The sequence below is a fragment of the Mycoplasma sp. 4423 genome (assembly GCF_054353855.1).
Map to the genome: position 1 here is coordinate 1 of NZ_JBTHHJ010000004.1, position 23,241 is coordinate 23,241.

A 23,241-nucleotide genomic window follows, 5' to 3' on the forward strand; every position below is an offset into this window, starting at 1 on the left:
TTAAAAAGAATATAATTATTCTAATAAAAAACTTAACAAGAATTTGTTATTTTTTTACTATGTAAAAGGAGGTTTGATGCAAGAAAACAAAAATGATTCGTTAGAAACTCAAAAAGAAAATGTAACAAATGAAACCAGCATTTGTGATCCAATTTTTGAAGAAACCAAAAAAGCCGAAAATGATAATAGTTTAATTTCAAAAATATCACGAAAAACACTTACATTAGAAATTGGAGAAATTCTAGCAGGAACCAGCGAAAGAAAAACTCGTTTAGTTAAAAAAAATACCATTTATAAAAGAACCAAAATGGCAAATTTCGGATTGAAACTAAGTTTGCTTTATTCACAAAAACCTTTTTGAAAACTTGTTTTAATTACAATTGCTGCTGCTGTCTTTTTTGGCGTTATTTCGGTTTTTTTAGTTAAAAATGTCGGAATTTATAACTTTGGATTAGCAACTTTTGGACAAGCTTTATCAAAACTTTTAATTGTTTTGCTTCCAAAAGGAAGTGTTACACTAGGAATTCGCAACTTTTTAGATCAATTTGTCTTTTGATTAGCTTATATTATCCTAAGCATACCGATATTTATTTTTGGTTATAAAAAAATAGGTAAATTATTTACGAATTTAACGGTAATTTTTTTAGTTGTTTCTTCATTAGTTTCCTTCGGATTAGGATTTATTCATAATATTGGTTCAATCTACTTAATTGGTGATTTTTCAAATGCTGAAATTAAAAAATCACTTTCTGAATGACAGCAACCATTAAGCGGGATAATCCCACTAACCTGAAAAGATGGTGGAAATATTATTGCATTATTTGTTTTTGCTATTATATACGGATTTTTACTTGCATGAATTTTTGCAATTATTCAGATAATCGGTGGAACTGCTGGAGTTACAGGGATTATTGGTGAATGATATGCAAATACTAAGCAAAAATCATTTGGTTCTATTTCAGGTAATATTAACATTATAATTGTTTTAATTGGTGTGTTAATTGGTTCATGATTGCCTGGTTCACTACTTTTGGAAGCAGCATCAAAATCAGGTAATATTTCTGGTCATGAACTTGCTCAAATAAACTCCTTAAAGTGATCATTTCAATTATATTTATCTCCGAATTTTGTTGCAACAATCTTAACAAATATTGTCTATATCATTGTTTTAAATAAGTTATATCCAAAATTTAAGTTAGTCCGTGTTGAAATTTACTCACTCAAAAAAGCAGTAGAAATCGCTCAAATCATTAAAGTTGACCGTAAAATTGTTACAGGTGTAAGTTTGTTTAAAGCACAAGGTGGTTATTCAAATGAATTATTAGATGTTGTTACATCAATTACATTGTTTAGACAAGTAAATCGAATTATAAAAGATGTCCGAAAAATAGATAGCGATGCATTTATAGCAATATCCGATGTTACCAGCATTGATGGACACATTTTCTTACCACAAAACAAATTTTAAAAAACCAAGTTTCCTTGGTTTTTTTGTATCATCATATTATTTGCTACTAGCAAAAGGACATAAATGAATAACTTTACACAATTTGAGAATTATTTTTTACCTTGGGGGTACAAGGCTAAATAATTATAATTAAAGAATTTTAAAATATTAAATATTTACAAATAAAATTCACTTTTTTATTCTATAAATAAAATTATTTCCACATTTGTTCCATTTTTTTATTTTTAATACCTTTAAATGTATTTCTTACTCTTTTGTTTCTACATCATTTAAAATTTGATTAAAAATATCTATTATCAATGAATGAGGTATGGCAGAAGCGGGTCCTGCTTCACATATTTGTTCATTTACCATTTTATTTTTTTGAACAGGTGTTTTATATCTTTGCACAAAATCCATTGCACCCATACCACTTTTGACTTTACGAGCCTTAATCATCCGATTCAATGAAGCCAATCCTAACATCCTACTATCCAAATCGCGTCTAAGTTTAATGTTGTGATCATCTTTTAATACATAATACTTTTCACCATTAATTTCTTGTATCGTATAAGGTGGATCGATTCTTCCTTTTTTTAAAATTAATTTTAAATTGCTATAAAAATAAGTTGCTTTAGTTGTTAGAAAACCATATTTTCCATAGCTTGCTTCATTAAAGTAATGATTTTCATTGTGAAAATCTTTACAGTTAAATTGTATATATTTTCACATCATTGATTGTTTAGGATTTTCAATATAAAAATATTTTGGTTTATAAAACTTTATTAATTCAATTGTATTATTTAAACATTTTTCACCCAGACGTTTGATAAAAAGTTGCACATCTGCCTTTAAATTTTTAGTAAAACCTCCCTTTAATCTTTCAAATTCTTCTATACTGCGTTCTAAAACATAATCCTTGGTTTCGTTTAGTTTTCAAAAAGGAGTTCCTCCACCTTTCATTGCTAAAACACAACTGAAACTTTGACATAAGGGACTGGCAACTATAATATCAGGTTTAGGATATTTTCAAAATAATTGCACTATATTATCTGATGCTAAATCTAATTTATAATGGTTATTTCTAGTAGGTTCAGTAATATCTCATGTATATATTTCAAATTTTTCTTTTAAATATTTATCTTCATTTATTGCATTAAATACTGAGTTTTGACCACCACCGAATAAATCCCAGACAATTAATTTCTTCATAATTCATCCGTATAAATTTCAAATAATTTTTTTATTTCTTTAATATCAGTGTTTTTGATAATAAAACTATCAAAATCACTTTGTATATTTTTACTAAATAAATTACTATAAAGTGCATTTATTATTTTAAAGCTAAGTTCTTTTTTAATAGATTCTTTCGAAGAGCCCTTATGAATCCCTGTATGACAAGCAGCACACAATGGAATTAAATTTATGCTACTATGGAATCATATTTCAATCAATTATTTCACCTTTATCCTTAAAATACTTAATAAAATATCATTTTGGAACAATATGATGAATGTCTACATAAGATAAACCGTAATTATTTAATTTATCTATATCAATGTTTTCACCAAGTGGGCATTTATAGTCATAATTTGAGCTTATCAAGGCACATTTATAATTTCAAAAACTTCTAATTTTTAAGACTTCATTTTGGTTTATTTTTGGACCTTTGTTTATAAGTGAATTTTGAATTTTCATATTTTCAGAATATGGATTAAAATTCATCTTATTAACTGTTTCTTTAAAATTATCAAAAATTTCTTCATCAAAGTCATTCGATGTTACATAGTATAAATATTTTATTTTTGATTGCTTATTTTTCTTAATTCAATAAGGCAAAATTACATCCGAATTTAATGGTAGTATCTTATTTTTTAAATCACTATATTCCATTAAAATAAATGAATTTGATACAGATACTTGTTTGTTATAACCAAAAAATGATTTACTCATAAAAACTAAGTAAACATCTTTATTTTCACGGTATCCAGCTACTAAAATAGAATCTTTTTTATTTATCACATCATCTAAAAACGAATCATTTCTTAACCTTATTTTGTTAGGCTGATAAATATTACAAAAAGATGTAAAGTGTATATAATACAATGATTTTTGATTCATATTTTTGAATTTTGATAATTGGTATCCTAAATTAGATAAATAACTAAATAACCTTGTCTTTTTAAAATCTTCTAACGGTATTTGTGATTTAGATAAATGTTTATAAATCTCTTGATAATTCTTTTGCATAAAATCCTTATAAGTTATAAATTATAACAATTATTTTTGCTGCTGCTTGTTTATATCTAGTAATTTTATGTTTATTTTCATAACATATTCTGAATCTAACTCACATCCTATGAAATTTCTATTTAATTCTTTTGCTACAAATGATGTAACACCACTACCACTAAATAAATCTAAAACAAGATCACCCGGATTAGAACTTGCTTTTATTATTCTTTCAATCATTGTTTTCGGTTTCGGTGTTGGATGATTAGTCTTCACAACCTTGCCGTTAACTTTATTCGTATGTCTAACCGACGGAATTTCTCAAATATCAGTACATAATTTACCATTCGGATTAGGTGTTCATCGTTTCCCTTTTTTAATTATCCCTTTGTTTTTAGCATTCAAAAGTCGCTTCTTCGAAAGATATTCAGTTCTTATATCATTATAATTGAATGTATATTTATTAGATTTTGTTAGGAATGTAATTGTCTCTTGATTATTAACATATTTTTTCTTACTTGGTGAAAAACCATCTTTTTTATATCAAATAATATTATTTTTAAATAACATCCCTTTGTTAATTAAATAAACTAAAATGAAAGCAGAATTATATGAATTATTGAACAAATATATGCTTGCTGTATCTTTTAATTTCATAACTGCTAAATCTAATCAAGAATACATAAATTCAAAATATTCCTGATTAGATTCAAATTTATCTCAACTGCTTTTATTTAAATTATAAGGTGGATCTGCAATGATTAAATCAACTGAGTTATCTTTTAAATTCTTTAAAAACTCAATAACATCCATCTGATACACTTTATTAACTTCCATATTACTCCTATAACTTTTATATTATAAATCTTAATATATGAATATCTTCACAAAACGTTTTATATATTGTTATTTTTGATGTTTTTGTTGAATAAATTCCATATTTTTTGTTCTTTAATTCTCTTCTTTTGAAAAACTATATAATAATCATATGCTAAAAATTTATGTTTGTGGACCTACTGTATATAATGATGTGCATATTGGGAACCTTAGACCAATATTAACTATGGATCTTATTTTAAAAGCGGCCAGAGTATTAAATATCGACTTTAAATTTATACATAATATAACAGATATCGATGATAAAATCATTAATAGAGCTTTACAGGAAAATGTCAGCGAATCAGAAATAGCTACAAAGTATGCAACTTATTATTTAGATATTTTAAAAAAGTTAAAAGTTGACACAGTTTATCAATATGAATATGTTACAAAAAATTTGGATATTATTGAAGATTTTATAAAAAAAATGACATTAAAAAATCATACATATATATCACAAAATTCATTATATTTTGATATAAAAAATAACTTATCACACTATGGTATAGTATCAAAACAAAAAATTGAACATATGATTTTTGATGAAAATCTTAGAGAACATAAAAGGTTTTATGCTGATTTTGCTTTATGAAAAACAACTGATAAAGGGATAAAATATCATTCATCTTTTGGAATTGGTAGGCCAGGTTGACATACTGAGTGTGCAGCTTTAGTTTATAAACATTTTAATAATGATGGACTCGATATCCATGGAGGCGGTATGGATTTGACATTTCCACATCATGAAAATGAAAATATCCAATATTTTGCAGTAACAGATAATGATATCACCAAAAAATGATTGCGAACTGGACAAATTAATTTAAAAGGACAAAAGATGTCTAAATCATTACAAAATTTTATTTTAGCAAAAGATTTTTTGAATCAATATACAGGTGATCACTTAAAATTATTATTTTTGCTAAATTCTTTTACAGCAAATATTAACATCGATGATAATGCAATAAACAATATCGAAATTTTGTTAAAAAGAATTAAGAAAATCTTCTTTTTAAAATACCTAAAAAATATTAAAAGCAACTATGATAAAGATAAATACAAAAATATTATGCGACTTTTATATCAACAAAAATTTTCTGATTTTAATAAAAAGATTAATGATTTAATTAAAAACATTAATATCAATAAAAAAAGCAATGATATTAGTTTACTTACTGAAATTTTTAGTACCTTAAGATTTGATATCTGTGATTTTGATTATCTACCTTATGTCAAAATATATCATCAATGACAAGAACATCTGCAAAATAAAGACTACCAAAATGCAGATTTACTCAGAAATACCTTAATGGAACAAAAATTGGTCTAAATATGGACAAATGTTATGAAAAATTTTAAAGAAAATATGAAAGAATTATTAGTGTGTGGAAAAAACACCTTGCTTGACGCAATTGCTGCTAAATATAAATTTAAAAAAATATATTTAGCTAAAGCAGAATACACTAAATTTTTAAAGAAGACTAACAATGTAGAAATAAAGGATAATGCTTTTTTAAATAATATAACCAAGGAAAACCACCAAGGGTTTATTGGTATATTAGATGGTTTTAATTATAAAGATATAAATCTTATAATTAAAACCAAACCACAATGTATTTTAATTTTAGATCATTTACAAGATCCACATAATTTTGGTGCAATCATTAGAACTGCTAATGCAGCCGGAATCAAAGACATTATTATTCCAAAAGAAAAAAGTGTTTTAATTAATTCTACCGTGTTAAAAGTTGCATCTGGTGGTTTTGTAAATATCAATTTTTACAAAGTATCTAGTCTTTCGGCAACAATTTTGAAACTTCAAAAATTTGGGTATTGATCTTATGCTACCACCATAGATGCTAAGGCAATTCCACACACACAAATAAAATATAATAAACCAACTATTTTAGTTGTAGGAAATGAAGGAGATGGAGTTTCAAAAAGTGTTTTGTCAGTCTGCGATCAAAGTGTTTATATCAAACAATACGGAAGCATACAATCTTTAAATGTTTCGGTTGCAACTGGTATTATCCTTTTTGATTATATCAGTAAATTAAATGAGGACTAAGTTCCAGATCAAAAATCTTGATTCAGAAGTTATTGAGTTTTTAAACTTGGATGAAAGCAAGAAACACATCACAAATAATCAGATTATTCAATCATTTATAAAGCAATACCAGCAAATTTTATTCGCTGTATGTCATAAAATCCAAAATGTATATTTTGATCATGTATTTAGTTTTGATGAGATATTAAATGCAGCATATTATGAACTATTGCAGATGTTAAAAACAAAACGCAATCAGCAGGACATCCCTTTTGCTAACTATTTTTGAAGTATGCTAAAGTATCGCATTATCAATTTTTTTAATGCTCATTATGGAAGTCAAAGTCGTTTTGAAAACAAGATCGGTAGACACAATATAAATTTCAATCGTTTGCAAAACAAACTTTCATGATATAAAAACTTTCAAGAAAGAAACAATAAAAACGAAGCATATGTAAAATTAATTTCAATTATGCATCTGTTAAATGAACAAGAAAGAAATTATTTGCAAAACTTATTAAATAATAATAAAATGCATTATACAAATTCAAAACAAAAAGAAATTACAACAAACATCCGAGCAAAAATTACTGATTTCTTCTAAAAAAATAGTCCAATAATTATGGGCTATTTTTTAAAATTTGGTAGAATATATTATAAAAGGAAATTATGTCAGATCAAAGCAATAAACCATCTTATTATGTTACAGAACCAAGACAAAATGAATTTAAAAATAAATTAATTTCTTATATGCAAACTGATGCAATGTCGCGTTACGAAGAACCTGTTGCAAGTTTGCTTCGTAAAAATATTAGTAATAATTTTGAAGTATCTAGAGATAAATTTGGTTCAATTATTTTTTATAAAAAAGCAAGTAGCCCTAATGCTCCAAAAGTAATGATTGCTGCTCATATGGACGAAGTAGGATATTTAGTTCGTGATTTTACCAAAACTGGACAACTTCTTTTAACTCCAGTAGGCGGAATTTGAGCCTCTGTTGTTATTGGAACTAAAGCAAAATTAATCACTTCATCAAAACAAGAGTATATAGGTGTTTTCGGGCATACCAGCATCCATATTATGGAAGCATCAAAAATTTCACAAGCTCTTACAAATAATGATTTATATGCAGATTTTGGTTTTTATTCAAAAGAACAAGCAATTGCTGCAGGAGTTCAAATAGGGGATAGAGTTTATTTATCAGGTGAAACAATTTTGTTCAATGATACAAATTTAATTGGTGGAAAAGCAATGGATAATCGTGCAGGTGTAGCAGTTTTAGATGATATTGCTTCACAGATAGCTAATTGTGATTTAGATGTAAATTTATATTTAGTAGGAACTGTACAAGAAGAAGTTGGAACCCGTGGTGCTCGAACATCAGTTTCAATTATTAACCCAGATATTGCAATTGCTCTTGATACTACATCTTCACATGATACATATGCAACTATACCAGGTAGCACCAAATTAAATGCAGGTGCTGCAATCCGTGTAAAAGATGGTGGAACCTTGATGGATCCGAAACTAATTGATGCATTTATAAAAATATCAAATAAATATCAAATTCCTACTTATAAATTTGTTGCTGCTGGTGGAGGAACTGATGCTAAGGAATTACAATTTGCTCCAGGTGGGGCATCTGTGTTAACAATTTCACTACCACAAAGATACTTACATAGTCCCATCGGGGTTTGTGCAATTTCTGATTTATTAGCTGCTAGTGATTTGATAGTTAATTTTCTTAAGGATTTTAATGATTCAGAATATCAAAAAATTAAGTATAATTAATTATTAAGGAGTAACAATGGTTGAAATGTCAACAGGAGCATTTGTTGGTATGATGATAGGTGTTATCATTTTTGTTATTTTTGCCGCTGCAGTTGTAACATTTATTGTTGCAAAAAAAATGTTTCAAAAACAACTTAAAGAAAATCCACCTATTACAGAAAAACAAATTCGAATAATGTTTAAACAAATGGGACGCACTGCTAGTGAATCACAAATTAGACAAATTATGCGTTCTATGCAATCTGATAAATAATCTCTAAGGAGTTACATGAGTTTTTGGTTTAAGGTTCGTAAATTCCTTAAGTCTTTAAAATTAGTCCAGTTATTTATAAAATTTTTAAACTGACGCAGAAATATTTCGCAATTAAAATATCTTTTAATTGTTTATTTTTTTGTAGTTTTGATTTTTAGTTTACTGCTTTGAAGTCCAATTACTCAAAAGACATATAATCATAACTGAACTTCATTTGATAATTATATTAATGCTTTATTTACAACAGCGAGTGCTTTTTCAGATACCGGATTAGTTGTCTATGATACTTTTTCACATTGAAATTATTTTGGTCAAGCGATTATTGCTATTTTAATTTTACTTGGTGGAATCGGGATATTTGCCTTAAAATTCTTTATTTTCAATTATTTATTAGGTAGACAAATCACATCAATTGGAAATGTGCAACTGCTCCAGCATGAACGCGGTAGTTCGGATGTTAATGTAACTATAAAATTAATTATATCTTCTTTGAAATTTTTATTAATTGTCATACTTATTTCAAGTATTTTAATGTCGATTTATTTTTATTACACTCCACCACAACAAACATTAGGAATTAAATCATATTTACAAACACAAGGCGAATATATAAATCCTTATAAAAACTGAGCACACTCATTTAGATTTGGTTTCTTTCACACTATTTCAGCTATCAATAATGCTGGTTTTGACATTATTTCTGGTAATTCAATCATGCCTTATTATCTTAATTTTGGATTACAAATATGATTTATCATCCTTTTTGTGATAGGTGGCTTAGGTTATCCAACAATATATGATATCCATCGCTATTTAAAACATAAAATCCGTAGATACCAAGGAAAACATCGCTTTAGTTTATTTACCAAAGTTTCAATTATTTCCTATATTTTAGTATTTTTAGTAGGTTTTATTTTAACAATTTCCTTTGAAGCAACATCTAAATCACAAAATACTATCTGAAATAAAGTTTATATCCCAGGAGCATATTATCAAGAATACAATACTTGATTATCTGCAATTAATAATAACCAAAAATTTTCACATCTTTTAAATATCACAAATTCAAATAATCTTAGTGATTCGGAATTAAAAATATACAATTTATTAAACACAAGTAAGGATAATCTTGAAAATTTAAAACATTATATTAATCAAGGTTATATGTACGGAAACAATTTTGATAAAACTTTTGCGATAATATTCACAACTTTTTCAACACGTTCTGCTGGTTTTTCAAGTGTGAATTTACGAGATTTTAGTGCAAGTTCAATTTTAATATGAACAGCTATGATGTTTATTGGTGCTGCACCATCATCAACAGGTGGTGGAATACGAACAACTACTTTTGCTGTCTTGCTAATGACTACCATCTCTGTTTTAATGGGTCGCAAACGGGTAAGAATGTTTAAACGTGCTATTGAACAAAAAACCGTCTTTATGGCTACACAAACTTTTATTTTAGCTTTTGTCTTAGTCTTTTTTGTCACTTTAATCACATTTACTTCCTTTGATGTTTCAGGTGGACACATCAGTACATCAAATATGATGCAAACTGGTTCAAATTTATCAAAACCTTATTATGATCCAATGCATATCATTTTTGAAGTTTCTAGTGCTTTCGGAACTACCGGATTAAGCACTGGAATAACTAAAGATCTCAATGTTGCTTCAAAACTTGCATTAATATTAACAATGTTTATCGGTCAATTCGGTGTTTCATCAACCTTGTTGGTATGAAAACGTAAGAAATCAAAAGATCGCAGTTATGAATACATCGATGCTGATCTAGCAATCGGTTAGGAGAAAATATGAAATTTAAACAAAGCGATGACATCGCTGTTATCGGGTTAGGTCGCTTCGGACAGGCCGTTGTTGAAGAGTTAATTAAATTAGGCAAGCAAATTACAATTATCGATACCGACTCAGAACGGTTAAAACTTTATGAAGATGATGCACAAAGGCTTATAGTAGGTGATGCTGCGGAAACAAAATTGCTAAAAGCAATTGGTGTAGAAAAAATCGGAACAATCGTTGTTGCTGTCCCTGATAATATCGAAATCATTGCAGCCTTATTAGAATTAAAAGTTAAAAACATTATCGCTCGCGCTGTAAGTCGTCGTCACGCAAGGGTGCTAAGACAAATTGGTGTTAGTGCAATTTTGCGGCCTGAACAAGAAGCCGGAATCCGTGCTGCATTAATTGCATCAAATGAAAAATTTATTTTATATAGCAAGAATCTACAAGAACTCGGTGATGGTTTTGTGTTAGGAAACTCTGTAATTAAAAACAAAAGTATTTGTAATATACCAATTCGTGATCTAAATTTAAACAAATGAGAAATAACAATCGTGTTAATTAAAACCCAACAAAAGAAAATTAGACCAACTGCTGATACTGTCTTACATGAAAATGATACAGTTACTGTTATCGGTGAAATAGAAAATGTTACTGCTGCCTTTGAATGATTTAATAACCAAAACTAAAATTATTTTCCACATTGATAAAATGTGGAAAATTTTTTCACAAATTTTTTAACACCTATTTTTAAATATACATAAAAATAGGTGTTTTCTTTTGTTTTAGTCAAAACAAAATTGATTAAGAAACTAAAAAGATAAAAAATATTAAAATTTTATTTATAAGTGGTGGTAAATAGTGGTAGAATTTTATTAGATAGTGGGAGGACGTGGTAATGGTTGGACAACATACAAGAAACCTAGATGACAAAAACCGTGTTATCTTACCTCCAGTCTTTCAAGAACAGTTGGGTAATCAATTTATGGTTAGCATCGGTTTTGATGGTAATGCCGAACTACGCAGTATTGAAGAATTTGATAAATACCGTCAAAATATTGAATCAAAAAGCTTCTTTAATAAGGATGTGAGAAAGGTAACTAGATTTATTCTTGGTAATTCCTTTTTAGCCACACTAGATTCAGTGGGTCGTTTTAGCATCCCGAAAAAAATTACTACTGATCTTGCTATCAAAAAAGAAATAACATTTGTGGGTATGGGTTCGCTTGTTGAAATTTGAGCTAAGGAAAAATTTGATGCAGAAAATGCTGAAATATCACTTTCAGATATGTCGGCATTAGCAGAAAAAATTTCGCTGCTATAATGACAAACTTACATTATTCTGTACTCCTTAATGAAAGCATCGAATCCTTGCACATAGATAAAAATGGAATATATATCGATTTAACCCTTGGAATGGGTGGTCACTCAGAAGCGATATTAAAGCAACTTGAAAACGGACACTTGTATGCTTTTGATAAAGATGACTATGCTATTAAGATAGCATCTGAACGTCTTAAAAAAGTATCGAATAACTTCACGATAATCAAAAGTGATTTCAAAGATATAAAATCAAGATTATCGGATTTAGGTGTTTATTCAGTTGATGGAATTATTGCTGATTTAGGTGTTTCATCTCCACAAATCGATCAAGGTCACCGTGGATTTAGCTACAACAAAGATGCAATTTTAGATATGCGTATGAATCAAGATCAACAATTAACTGCTTATAAGGTAGTTAACGAATATAGTGAAAGTGATTTAGTACGGTTGCTATATAAATACGCTGATGTAAAACTTGCTAGTCGGGTTGCGAAAGCCATTATAGCATCGCGTCCTATTGAAACAACACTAAAATTAGTTGATGTGATAAAAAGAGCATATCCTGCTGCATTATTACGTGCTAAAAATCCTGCAAAACCTGTATTTCAAGCAATTCGCATCGAAGTAAACGATGAAATCAACTCTTTAAAAACAATGCTAAAAGATGCCATTAATTTGTTAAAAATCAATGCTTCCTTAGTAATTATCACCTTTCATTCAATTGAAGATAAGGTAGTAAAAGAGCATTTTAATCAGCTTTGTAAGTCAAAACTACCAAACAAATTACCGATTCAAGAACCAAAAGCATTTATTCAAAAACAAATTTTGCCTACTCAAGCAGAAATTCAAATTAATCGACGCTCAAAAAGTGCAAAATTACGTAAATTAACTAAATTAATATAGAAGGAGTTAAAATGAAAATATTTTTAAATTTCAATATTCATCAAAATCATTTTTACTTTTCTTCTGTTAAACATTCAAATAACAACTTTAGCAAAATTGCCGAAGATGTTAAAATCTATTATCAAAAATCCATAATTATTTTAGATTTTATTAAAGATAAAATCAACACTTATACCAAAAAATACAAAAAAGATGATATTTTTATTAATATCAATTTAAAAGATGACTTATTTTTAGAAACTAAATACATCCTTAGTCAAAAGCAAGTTAATACAGATGTTTTAAATGAAAAACCTGAGCAAATTGAAGATTTTATTCATTTAAATACCTTTAACTACCAATATCAAACATTTTATAATGGTGTTTATAAATACTATGATACTTTTCCAAAAGACAAAGATTATCAAAGTTTGCATCAATTTCAAAGTCAATTATTTGTTAAAACAAATAATTTACAATTAAATTCCTTTCTTGTAAAGACATATAAATACTTGACAAATTTAAACAAAAAAAATATTACATACACACTTGCAACCTTTCAACAAATTCTTGCAAGCACACTTAATCAAGAAAATAACAACCTTTTAGTTAACATATGTGATAGTAATATTTATGTAAGTTTTGTAAAAAATGGCTATATTCTCAATACTATTAACATCGCAATGGGTACAGATGTTATAGTAAATAAGTTTTTAGATCAAAATTTAAGTAAAAAAGTTATTTTTGCAAGAATCAATGAAATTTTATCTTGTGATTCTGGTCAAATTCTCGATGAAATCAACAATGATATATATTCACTTTTGATAAACTTTGTAAATATATTATGTTCAAAAATCAACCAAATTTTAAAATATAATAACAAAGAATTAAAAGTTTGAATTAATAGCAGCAATGACTTATTAACAGACTTTATAACTAAAAAACTTACAGAGCAAATAAACATTGATTCAAAACTACTGAAAGGTTTTTATCAATTAAATTCCATTACCCAAGGTGGTCTTAACTTGATACATAAACTTGATCCAATTATTAAACAGTCAATTATTTTTGCTAATTCATTTAACTATGATGATAGCGGACACTTACAAACCGTTACACGTGAAATTGATTTAACATATATCAAAAATAAAAGTTTTTGACAAAGAATCTTTGCTTTTAAACATTAATGAAAAGTATTAAAATTTTAGATATATGTGGTAGTTTTTGTGAAAACCCAATTTCTTTTCAGCAAAATGATGAAATTGAATATATTGCAATTTTTGCAAATAAACAAGAACTCAGTAAAAGTTTTTGTGAAAGCAAAATATTAATAAAAGAGAATCTAAAAGATAATATTGATGACTTTAGCAGTCATATTGATGCATTAATGTTAAAAAATATACTAGCAGATGCTGAAATTGTGTTAATCAGCAGTTATATAGACAATGTGGGAACTTGGTTAACTCCTGCAATAACAAAATTAGCAAAAATGCTAAACAAATTAGTTGTTTCAGTTATCAAAATACCTTTACAAAATTCATATTTACCTAATATAAAGCAATATTTAGATAAAATCATTGAATGTTCTGATGCATACACTTTTGTATCAACGCAAAAAATACATCATATGTATCCAGACTTTCCAGATCAAGAAATTAATAAAATCGCAAACTTACAATTAAGTTATTTAATTAACTTCTTAAATGAAAATGCGAATAATTCAATAAATCTTGCAAATTTAAAGAAGATGTTAGCAAATTCAGGATTAACTTATATTACTGCTGCAAAAGCATCCGGAAGCAATTTAAGTAGTAAAATAATTAAGAAGTTTTCTACATATAATTTAAATGATTCCCAAATCCAAAATGCTGCAAAAGTTTTTGTAAACATTAAAACAGATGTCAACACAAATAAAGAAATTAGCCGAATAATTTCTGAAATTGTTAAATATTTTAATTTATCTAATGATGTACAAATTATAAAAAATATAGTTTATCAACAAAAATCATTTAGTTTTATAGATGTAAATGTATTTATAAGTGGAATAAATCAAAATTTAGTAAATCGAAATAATTCTCTTGATAATAATATAAAAAATTTACATATAAATAATGTTGAATCTACTGATGCAAGATATTTGCAAGGATTGAAGCAAGCAAACTCAGAAAACACAAAAATTATTTCAAATCAAAAAAACTATAATTCAATGTATGATTTATGATTCTCGAAGTCTTAGAAGATAATTATTAATCAGAATTATAGTTGTAAACTAGTAATATTTACTAGTTTTTTTATATAAATAAGCATAATAATGTTTATCATATAAAAAATAATTAGTTATTTAAATTTTTAGTTAAATTGAATTAAAAACAACTAAAAAAAATAAGTAAATTTTGACTAAATTCATATATTCTATTTTATATTATGGTAAATGTTGTAAAATTAATAATATATGAAAAAAAGAACCTGAATTATTATTTTTTATACCATTATAACCTTTGGATTCATTTGATTAAAATGAAAAAATAAAAGTAAAAATCATCAAAAAAATACTATTTACCAAGAAAACAATTTACCATTTAAAATTCAAACATTAATTAATGCATTAAAACATGAAAATATTATCGAAATAACCAATACACACTACAGAGTTAATATCACTTTAAAAGATACTAAAATAATTGATATACAGTCAATAAAGGCTTTAAAAGGTGTTCGTGGGTTGTTTTTAAAATCTAATTCTATTTCTATCACTTTTGAACAATATACAGCAGCAGTAGCAGATGCTTTAGCAAAATATATCAAGTAGGTACTTATGCAAGAAAACAAATACCAAGTAATTTTAGATAATTTGCTCGATATCTCACAAAATGATGCATCAATTTTTACTAAACTTAGTGAAAATAATTGTGTAGATATTTATAATCTTTTACGTCTTGAAGATTTTAAAGAAGTTTTGAATAAGGAAAAATTTGAGATCAGTTTATTAGATGGAAACTTGATCGATTTTATCGATCAAGTTAAAAATACTTACGATTTTAATTCTTTAAAATCTCTTTTAGAATCAAAAGCAAATAAATATATAAGAACATCTAAGGTAGATTTTAAAGCTAATTTTGAATATGAACAAAAAAATGTGATCAATTTTTTAGAACATATACAACAAAAAGCGATTCGCAAATGAAAAATTTTAGATAATAAAGTAACATCCATTTTGGATGAAACCAATACATGACCGTTACACATCGGATTTTTGTTTGTTTCACTGCGCAAAGATGACAAAGTTATTTATGCGCCAATGTTTTTTAAAGAAGTTCAAATTAAATTTAAAAATACTATTCCTTATTTATTTTCAGATGGAGATATTAAAGTTAATGAAAAACTCATTTTCTTTTTAAACAACTCAGGATTTAACCTTAACATCGATTCTAACTTTGAGAACTTTGAAATTAATGCAATTTTTGAAAAACTAAAAACCGATTGAAACAATTTATTTACCTTACCTAATGATTTATATGATAAATTTACTCCACTTCGCAGTGATTTGATTATTAATGAAAACTTAATGTTTCATAAGGGTATGTTATTAGGGATTTTTCAACCTTGAGGTGGATATTCACGCAATCGGATGAAAGAAATTATTAATAACGATGAAATTAATGATATTTTTAAGGTTGAATTTGATAAAAACAAATATAAAAACAAAGTGATACAACTTCTTAAAAATGAAAATATTTCATTATTTAATGTTGCTAAATCCAATCTTTCACAAGATAAAGCAGTTTTATCTGCATTACAGCAAAATACCATTATCTGAGGGCCTCCTGGAACTGGAAAATCACAGACAATCGTTAATTTAATAACAAATATTTTAATTTATGGTAAAAAAGTTATTGTTGCTTCACAAAAGAAAGCTGCCTTAGATGTTATTAATGAACGTCTTGGAATTTTAAGTAAATTTTGTTTATTTTTACTTAATTATAAAGATGTTAAAAAGAAAAAGTTTTATCAACCTATTCAAGAATACCTTGATATGCTGGAAAATTTTGATTCAAAGCAACAACTACAAAAATATCCAGTAATAAGCCAACAAGAAAGCAGACATATTGTTAATGTAAATAATATCCTGAATCAAGATGGGATAAACCAACTATTTCAAGCATATTACTATTTATACAAATACAAAATGGATGTCGATTTAGAAAATGATCCACAGTTTATTAATGATTTACCAAAAGATATTATTTACCCTTCATCAACCTTACAAGAAGGAAAAGTTGCAAAAAGCATTTTAAAAGAAAATAATAGTTATTTCTTATTTTTTATGAAAAAATATTGAAAGATTCGCGATGTTGCTAAGCAGATCGAAAACAAATTAAGCAACTTTTCAGGAAGTTTATACCGATTAATAAACAATTTTCATTCTATTAAAAATGTTAGTAACTCGGTAAAATACCTAAATCGCATTATCAACGAATCTAAAAATATCAATTTCGATCAGCAAACATTAAGTGCTGAGATAGTTAAAAACATTACCTTAGAGCGCTATGTAAAGCAAATCAAAGAATTTAACCCACAATTGCAACGATTATATCGTGAATTTTCACAAAGTGTTCGCATCCAAAATCTTGAACCGTATCGTTTTGTTAAAAAATATGCTGAAATGATTAAATTAATCTTCCCTGTAATTGTAGCAACACCAGATACAGATTTATCTACTTGAAATAAAGAAGAATTTGATTATGCAATCTTAGATGAATCTAGTCAAATATTCATTGAAAAAGGTTTACCGATTTTATATTTAGCTAAAACTAAGATATTAGCAGGAGATAAACAACAAATGCGTCCAAGCAACTGATTTGGTTCACGAAACACTGATGATACCATTTTTGGTAAAGTGGATTCACTACTTGATTATGCTTTATCATTAGGAGTATATCAAATTATTTTAGATAAAAATTATCGTGCTAAAAATGCTGCATTAATGACTTTTTCATCTAAGTACTTTTATCAATCAACCCTCGATGTAGTTGATAATGCATCTGCTAGTGATGAAAATTCAGTTGAAGTATATCAAGTTGATGGAAACTGAGAAGATAATCACAACAAAGTTGAAGCACAAAAAGCATTACAGTTACTTAATTTAAATTTAGATAAATATAATAAAATCATTTTATTAGCATTCAACTCACGACAAAGTGATTATTTAACTAACCTAATTTATTCTTACCATCCAAATTTAGAAGCAGCAATTAATCAAAAAAAACTATTAATCCGCAACATCGAAAATATCCAAGGAGATGAAGCAGACTTAGTAATTGCTACTATTTCATATGATAAATCCACTAAGTTAAATTCTACATATGTTTCACGAAGTGGTGGTTCAAATGCTTTGAATGTTGCTATATCGCGTGCTAAAGAGAAAATGATAGTGATCAAAACTATTAAAGCAGATGATATACAAATTCTGCCAAATTCATCGGATGATTTAATTATTTTTAAAAAATGATTACAGTTTTTAGAAAGGGATGCTGATTCAAAAAGAGAGCTTCTAAAAGAAACATTTGCATCTAAAAAACTTGATTCATCGGTAGAAAACCAAAGTAAAGTAACTTGATTTAAAGAACTTGTGAAGACTGAATTTGAAGATATTATTAAAGGTAAACACAATTATGAATTATTTACCAAATATAACATCGGATCTTTAGACATCGATTTAGTTATTACTAAGAATGAAAAACCTTATAAATGTGTGCTTTTTGACACTTTTGAATACGGAGAAAATGCTATAAATGGATATTTAGCCATCCGCGATAAATATCGCTTCTTAAAGGCTAAAAAATACGATGTTATTGTAATTAATCCAATCAATTGAATTACTATGCAAAATCAAATTAGTTTATGATTTGATTTTGATGAAGTAGTTTCAGAAAACCAACCAACCAATACCTACATTTTAAATAAAACTAATATTTTTGTTGTTACTGATGCTGATATTAAACTTACAAGTTCTCAAAATACCTTGCAGCAAGAGCAAAATACAGAAGTTAAAAAGGTTACCCAACAAATTAATTATCATTCAATTGAAGAAGATAAAAATGATGCTATGATTCTTACATCACTTATCCAAAATGATGATCATTTAGATGCAGAATTACATAAAATTTTTAGTCAGAGTATCCAAACTAATGAAGATATTAAAGAAGAAACAGGAAATCAAACCCTTGATGTCAAAACCGAAGATATTTCAATCCCAGATGATTCAGATGCATCAGTTGCTGTGATTGGTAAAGATGAAGAAGTTACAGCACCGGTATATTTAAACGTCAGCAAAGAAGTAGAATTTACTGAAAATGAAAGTGATTATTGAGATTCAATTGGGATAAAAGTTGATAATAAATCAACTTTTGATAATTTGACAACAGATTATTTATACGAAGATCCAAAAGATTGAATTATGAGTAATACCGATGAAATATCTGATGAGCAAACTAAAACCGTGGTAAATGATGACTTTTTAAAAGATGTTGATGAATTTACCAAAACTGTTGAAATGAAAATAGAACGAAAGGATAAATAATGAACCTTTCTGATGTTTTATCAATACTTTCAAAAAATATTAAACGAAAAATTATTTTGCACTTATTTACCTGTCACGAACAAGAATGCGATGTTTTAACACTTGCTCAAACCTTAAAAAGCAAACAAGCCAATATTTCAAAACACCTTAGCGACCTAAAGAAAAAAAACATCATTGATGCTAACAAAAAAGGTTTATTCACTTATTACTTTTTAAATAAAAAATTTAAAAAGAAATATTTTGATCTTCTTAACACTACACATACATTAAATACTGAAAATGTGGATTGCAAATGCATTAACGATGGACACATTAAATAATGAATCATAAAATTTCTTTATTTTCTATCACCTATGGAACCAGAATTTTATTTCTGGTTACTATTTTGCTAGGTGTTTCTAGCATCATTTTAGAAACATATATGCCTTTATTTGTTAAAGACATCACTGATACAGTTTCTGATGCATTCAAAAACTATAATGATAAATATCACATTGTGCTTAAAAATGCTGCATTATTAGTCTCTTTTGGTATCTTAATCGGTGGTTTCACGATGCTTAGCTCTTATTTAAATGTTATTGCACGGTATCGTTTTGCTAAGAATCTGCGCTTGAAACTTTTTTCCAAAATACAAACTTTTTCATTTGAAGATATGGATAAATTTTCAACAGGTGTGATTGTAAACCGACTTAATACCGATATTGATAACATTGTAAAGTTGTATGGTATTATGGGCCGACCGTTATTTAGACTACCAATTATGTTTATCAGTTCTTTGGTTTTTGCTATTACACAATCAGGTGTGCTATCAATTATTTTTGCAGTCAGTTTACCATTATTATTTGGTTTCTTTTTAATTATGTGAAAATACGGTATCCCGATTTTTTATAAAACATTTAAAAAATCTGATCAATATAATACAAAGTTGCAAGAAAACCTTAATTCTATGAGGCTGATTAAATCATATGTAACAGAAAACCAAGAAGCACAAAACCACGATGCTGTAAACAATCAAATGCGAGATATTAACATCAAAGGTGAAAAGGTTTTTACTTGATATCATATTGTGATTATGAATACCATTTTTATGTCAGTGATTGCTTTAGTTGTTATTGGTGTAAATCAAGTGCTTGCACAAAAAATAAAAATCGGTACTATTACAGCTTTTTCAACTTACATTTGAATGATAACTGGCTCTTTTTTAGGAATTTTAAACATCTCAGGTGAACTGTTTCGCTCTATACCAAGTGCTAAAAGATATAATGAGCTAATTAAGCATCAAGTTTCGATTATTGAAAAAAAAACTTGCATTAATAAAGAAATTTTAGGTGAAATTGAATTTAAAAATGTGTACTTAAAATATCATGGTAACTCTTTCAACTCATTAGAAAACATTAATATAAAAATTAAGGTAGGTCAAAGCATCGGGATAATTGGTGCTACATCATCAGGAAAAAGTAGCTTGCTTTCTCTGATACCAAGATTTTATGATGCAACCGATGGAAATGTTTTAATAGATGGAATTGATGTAAAAGATTATTCTTTTGCTTCGCTTCGCTCTGGTATTTCAGCAGTTTTTCAAGATACATCACTTTTTTTAGGAAGCATTCGTGATAACATCAAATGAGGTAATCCTGATGCCAGCGATGAGCAAATTATCGATGTGCTAAAACAAGTTTGCATCTGAGATTTTGTAGCAAGTCAAAAAGAACAATTGGATTATCAAATTTTACAGGGTGGTAAAAATTTATCAGGTGGACAAAAGCAAAGGTTATATTTAGCAAGAGCATTGATTAAAAATCCTAAAATACTACTTTTAGATGACGCAACATCAGCATTAGATGCTAAAACTGAAAAAAGTATTTTATCAGTTTTAAATAACATTAAAACTACCAAAATTATTGTTTCACAAAAAATTGCTTCACTTGCTATTTGTGATCAAATTGTTGTGATTGAAAATGGAATGATAACAAATGTAGGTACTCACAATGAACTTATAAAAACTAATTCATATTATCAGAAACTAAATATGTTGCAAGGTGCTTTAGGAGGTCTTGATGCGAAATAATTTTCATACCTCTTTTGCTAAGCAAGTTCCAAAACTAACAAATAAACAAAAAATTTCTACCTTTAAAAATATTTTAAAACTACTATGAAAAGATAATAAAATAGTTTTAATTATTTCTTTGTTTTTAATCATTATTGGCTCAGGTGGTCTGTTATATAATCAAGTTTTTATCGGAAAAATTATTATTGATGGATTTTTAAATAATTTTTCTGCTAATGCACAAAATTATGCAAAAACATTTAACTATAAATGGTTTTATATTGTTGTTGCTTTATCAGCTGTATGATTTTTTATAACAGTTTTCGCTGGTTTTATCTGAAAAAGATTATTAATCAAAGTATCAAATCATATATTGACTAAGTTACGTAGCAACTTATATAAGCATATTCAAAGTCTACCCATTGCATTCTTTGATGCTAATTCTAAAGGCGACTTAATGGCTCGCTTTACATCCGATATTGATACATTAAGGGATTTTTTATCTAACTCGCTTCCTAAGGTTATTGATACATTTATCACTTTAAGTGTTTCAGTAGTAGTTATGTTTTCGCTGAATTGAAAACTTGCCTTAATTATGCTTGCAGTGATGTTAGTAATTTTAATGTTTTCATATTTTATCGGGATGCAATCTAAAAAAGGATTTATCAAGCGTCAAAGAAGCAATGGTGCTTTATCAGGATTTACTGAAGAAGTAGTATCAAATTTAAAGACATTAAAAATCTTTGGTCAAGAGCAAAATGTTTTAAATGATTATCAAAAATATTCAAATTCTTTATACCAAGACGAACTAAAAGCCCGTGGTTATGCTGATTTGTTGTTTCCGTTTGCAATGTGAGCAGGCAACTTAGGATATATTATTGTAGCTATTTTCGGAGCAATTTTATTGATCAACGGACAAAGCGAAGGTTTTGGATTAAGCGTCGGGGTATTAATTGCATTTACACAGTTTGCTAAAAGTTTTTCTAGCCCTGTTTCTTCTATTTTAGAAATAGCCAATTCGATAATCATCGCATTAGCAGGTGGTAAACGTGTGTTTGATATTCTTAAGCAATCCCCAGAACTCAATCACGGTAACATCCAAGCTGTTAAAGTTGTTTTAAAAAACAACCAATACATCGAATCTGAATCAGATGCAGCATTTTGAGCATATAAATTTACTGATGCATATGGATATTTAACAGGTTATCAAAAAGTGCATGGAGAGGTTGTTTTTGATAATGTGTCTTTTGGATATGATCAAAATATTGCTATAAAAAACATCTCATTTAAAACAAAAGCAGGAAGTAAAATCGCACTAGTTGGGCCAACTGGCGCTGGTAAAACCACCATCACTTCCTTATTAATACGCTTTTATGAGCAAAATAGCGGGGATATTTATATCGACGGGATTAATATCAAAGAGATTGATAAAAACTCACTACGCAAGGTGATAGGTATGATTTTACAGGATGCATCATTATTTTCTGACACAGTAGCCAACAACATAACTTACGGATTCGATGCAATTGACCAGCAACAGTTACATAAATCCATTCTTGTCTCAAATTTAACAGAGCATATAGATAAATTAGATGCTAAAGAACACACCTATCTCAAAGATCGTGGCAGCAAACTTTCGCAAGGACAAAAACAACTTATTACAATTGCAAGGGTTACTTATAAAAATCCACCTATTTTAATCTTTGATGAAGCAACATCGAATATAGATACCTTAACTGAATATCAAATACAAACATCGATGGATAAATTAATGCAAAATCGAACTACTTTTATTATCGCGCATCGATTAAGCACCATTAAAAATGCTGATCTGATATTAGTAATTAATAATGGACAAATTATCGAGCAAGGCAGTCATCAGCAACTGCTACAAAATCAAGGTAAATACTTTCAGTTATGAAATAATTCACAAAAACAAAATATCTAACACTGCTTTGCAGTG

At 27.5% G+C, this 23,241-nt stretch carries 21 protein-coding genes; 17 read left to right on the forward strand and 4 right to left on the reverse strand.

The features are described from left to right. Nucleotides 1-76 precede the first annotated feature (76 nt). Nucleotides 77-1,468: a DUF2179 domain-containing protein gene (locus tag ACXYRN_RS01085; RefSeq protein WP_458597357.1), complete on the forward strand. Its 1,392-nt coding sequence runs from the start codon at nucleotides 77-79 to the stop codon at nucleotides 1,466-1,468. Between the two features lie 246 nt (nucleotides 1,469-1,714). Here ACXYRN_RS01085 and ACXYRN_RS01090 read toward each other — a convergent pair whose 3' ends face one another. Genes ACXYRN_RS01090 through ACXYRN_RS01105 form a run of 4 tightly spaced genes read right to left on the reverse strand, consistent with a single transcriptional unit; the run spans nucleotide 1,715 to nucleotide 4,516 of the window. Continuing rightward, nucleotides 1,715-2,659 carry a hypothetical protein gene (locus ACXYRN_RS01090; protein ID WP_458607345.1) on the reverse strand — a complete coding sequence of 315 codons (945 nt, stop codon included), beginning with the start codon at nucleotides 2,657-2,659 and terminating at the stop codon, nucleotides 1,715-1,717. Continuing rightward, nucleotides 2,647-2,901, reverse strand: a complete 255-nt coding sequence (locus tag ACXYRN_RS01095; RefSeq protein ID WP_458607346.1) for a hypothetical protein — start codon at nucleotides 2,899-2,901, stop codon at nucleotides 2,647-2,649. Before ACXYRN_RS01095 ends, ACXYRN_RS01090 begins: the two co-directional genes overlap by 13 nt. Beyond that, nucleotides 2,879-3,697, reverse strand: a complete 819-nt coding sequence (locus ACXYRN_RS01100) for a hypothetical protein (protein ID WP_458607347.1) — start codon at nucleotides 3,695-3,697, stop codon at nucleotides 2,879-2,881. The genes ACXYRN_RS01095 and ACXYRN_RS01100 overlap by 23 nt, the downstream gene beginning before the upstream one ends. A gap of 30 nt (nucleotides 3,698-3,727) precedes the next feature. After that, nucleotides 3,728-4,516 carry a DNA-methyltransferase gene (locus ACXYRN_RS01105; RefSeq protein ID WP_458607348.1) on the reverse strand — a complete coding sequence of 263 codons (789 nt, stop codon included), beginning with the start codon at nucleotides 4,514-4,516 and terminating at the stop codon, nucleotides 3,728-3,730. Nucleotides 4,517-4,667: 151 nt separating this feature from the next. Between ACXYRN_RS01105 and ACXYRN_RS01110 the strand changes: the two genes are divergently transcribed. The 16 genes from ACXYRN_RS01110 (at nucleotide 4,668) to ACXYRN_RS01185 (ending at nucleotide 23,226) form a co-directional block, all read left to right on the forward strand. Continuing rightward, nucleotides 4,668-5,888: a class I tRNA ligase family protein gene (locus ACXYRN_RS01110; RefSeq protein WP_458607349.1), complete on the forward strand. Its 1,221-nt coding sequence runs from the start codon at nucleotides 4,668-4,670 to the stop codon at nucleotides 5,886-5,888. Nucleotides 5,889-5,903: 15 nt separating this feature from the next. Continuing rightward, entirely contained in the window at nucleotides 5,904-6,626 is a 723-nt protein-coding gene (gene rlmB / locus ACXYRN_RS01115) for a 23S rRNA (guanosine(2251)-2'-O)-methyltransferase RlmB (protein ID WP_458597352.1), read from the forward strand. Then, nucleotides 6,616-7,209, forward strand: a complete 594-nt coding sequence (locus ACXYRN_RS01120; protein WP_458597351.1) for a hypothetical protein — start codon at nucleotides 6,616-6,618, stop codon at nucleotides 7,207-7,209. Before rlmB ends, ACXYRN_RS01120 begins: the two co-directional genes overlap by 11 nt. Before the next feature lie 65 nt (nucleotides 7,210-7,274). After that, complete coding sequence (locus ACXYRN_RS01125) at nucleotides 7,275-8,396, forward strand: zinc-binding metallopeptidase family protein (protein WP_458607350.1); 1,122 nt, start codon at nucleotides 7,275-7,277, stop codon at nucleotides 8,394-8,396. A 16-nt stretch (nucleotides 8,397-8,412) separates the two neighbouring features. After that, nucleotides 8,413-8,649, forward strand: coding sequence for a YneF family protein (locus ACXYRN_RS01130; RefSeq protein WP_458597349.1), 237 nt, complete (start codon nucleotides 8,413-8,415; stop codon nucleotides 8,647-8,649). Nucleotides 8,650-8,664: 15 nt separating this feature from the next. Continuing rightward, nucleotides 8,665-10,452 (forward strand): potassium transporter TrkG, encoded by a 1,788-nt coding sequence (locus tag ACXYRN_RS01135; RefSeq protein ID WP_458597348.1) that lies wholly within the window; start codon nucleotides 8,665-8,667, stop codon nucleotides 10,450-10,452. Between the two features lie 8 nt (nucleotides 10,453-10,460). Continuing rightward, a complete protein-coding gene (locus ACXYRN_RS01140) occupies nucleotides 10,461-11,135 on the forward strand; it encodes a potassium channel family protein (protein WP_435130478.1) in 675 nt (224 codons plus the stop codon). A gap of 209 nt (nucleotides 11,136-11,344) precedes the next feature. Continuing rightward, complete coding sequence (locus ACXYRN_RS01145; RefSeq protein WP_458597347.1) at nucleotides 11,345-11,770, forward strand: division/cell wall cluster transcriptional repressor MraZ; 426 nt, start codon at nucleotides 11,345-11,347, stop codon at nucleotides 11,768-11,770. Then, complete coding sequence (rsmH, locus tag ACXYRN_RS01150; RefSeq protein ID WP_458607351.1) at nucleotides 11,770-12,672, forward strand: 16S rRNA (cytosine(1402)-N(4))-methyltransferase RsmH; 903 nt, start codon at nucleotides 11,770-11,772, stop codon at nucleotides 12,670-12,672. The genes ACXYRN_RS01145 and rsmH overlap by 1 nt, the downstream gene beginning before the upstream one ends. An 11-nt stretch (nucleotides 12,673-12,683) precedes the next feature. Next, nucleotides 12,684-13,838 (forward strand): MAG3720 family protein, encoded by a 1,155-nt coding sequence (locus ACXYRN_RS01155; protein ID WP_458607352.1) that lies wholly within the window; start codon nucleotides 12,684-12,686, stop codon nucleotides 13,836-13,838. Next, nucleotides 13,838-14,887 carry an FtsZ/tubulin family protein gene (locus tag ACXYRN_RS01160; protein ID WP_458607353.1) on the forward strand — a complete coding sequence of 350 codons (1,050 nt, stop codon included), beginning with the start codon at nucleotides 13,838-13,840 and terminating at the stop codon, nucleotides 14,885-14,887. Before ACXYRN_RS01155 ends, ACXYRN_RS01160 begins: the two co-directional genes overlap by 1 nt. 216 nt (nucleotides 14,888-15,103) lie before the next feature. Next, entirely contained in the window at nucleotides 15,104-15,460 is a 357-nt protein-coding gene (locus ACXYRN_RS01165; RefSeq protein ID WP_458607354.1) for a PTS glucose transporter subunit IIB, read from the forward strand. A 6-nt stretch (nucleotides 15,461-15,466) separates the two neighbouring features. Further along, nucleotides 15,467-19,231, forward strand: a complete 3,765-nt coding sequence (locus ACXYRN_RS01170; protein WP_458607355.1) for a DEAD/DEAH box helicase — start codon at nucleotides 15,467-15,469, stop codon at nucleotides 19,229-19,231. Next, entirely contained in the window at nucleotides 19,231-19,551 is a 321-nt protein-coding gene (locus ACXYRN_RS01175) for a hypothetical protein (protein ID WP_458607356.1), read from the forward strand. Before ACXYRN_RS01170 ends, ACXYRN_RS01175 begins: the two co-directional genes overlap by 1 nt. After that, complete coding sequence (locus ACXYRN_RS01180) at nucleotides 19,551-21,299, forward strand: ABC transporter ATP-binding protein (protein WP_458607357.1); 1,749 nt, start codon at nucleotides 19,551-19,553, stop codon at nucleotides 21,297-21,299. The genes ACXYRN_RS01175 and ACXYRN_RS01180 overlap by 1 nt, the downstream gene beginning before the upstream one ends. Beyond that, nucleotides 21,289-23,226, forward strand: a complete 1,938-nt coding sequence (locus ACXYRN_RS01185; RefSeq protein ID WP_458607358.1) for an ABC transporter ATP-binding protein — start codon at nucleotides 21,289-21,291, stop codon at nucleotides 23,224-23,226. The genes ACXYRN_RS01180 and ACXYRN_RS01185 overlap by 11 nt, the downstream gene beginning before the upstream one ends. Nucleotides 23,227-23,241 lie beyond the last annotated feature (15 nt).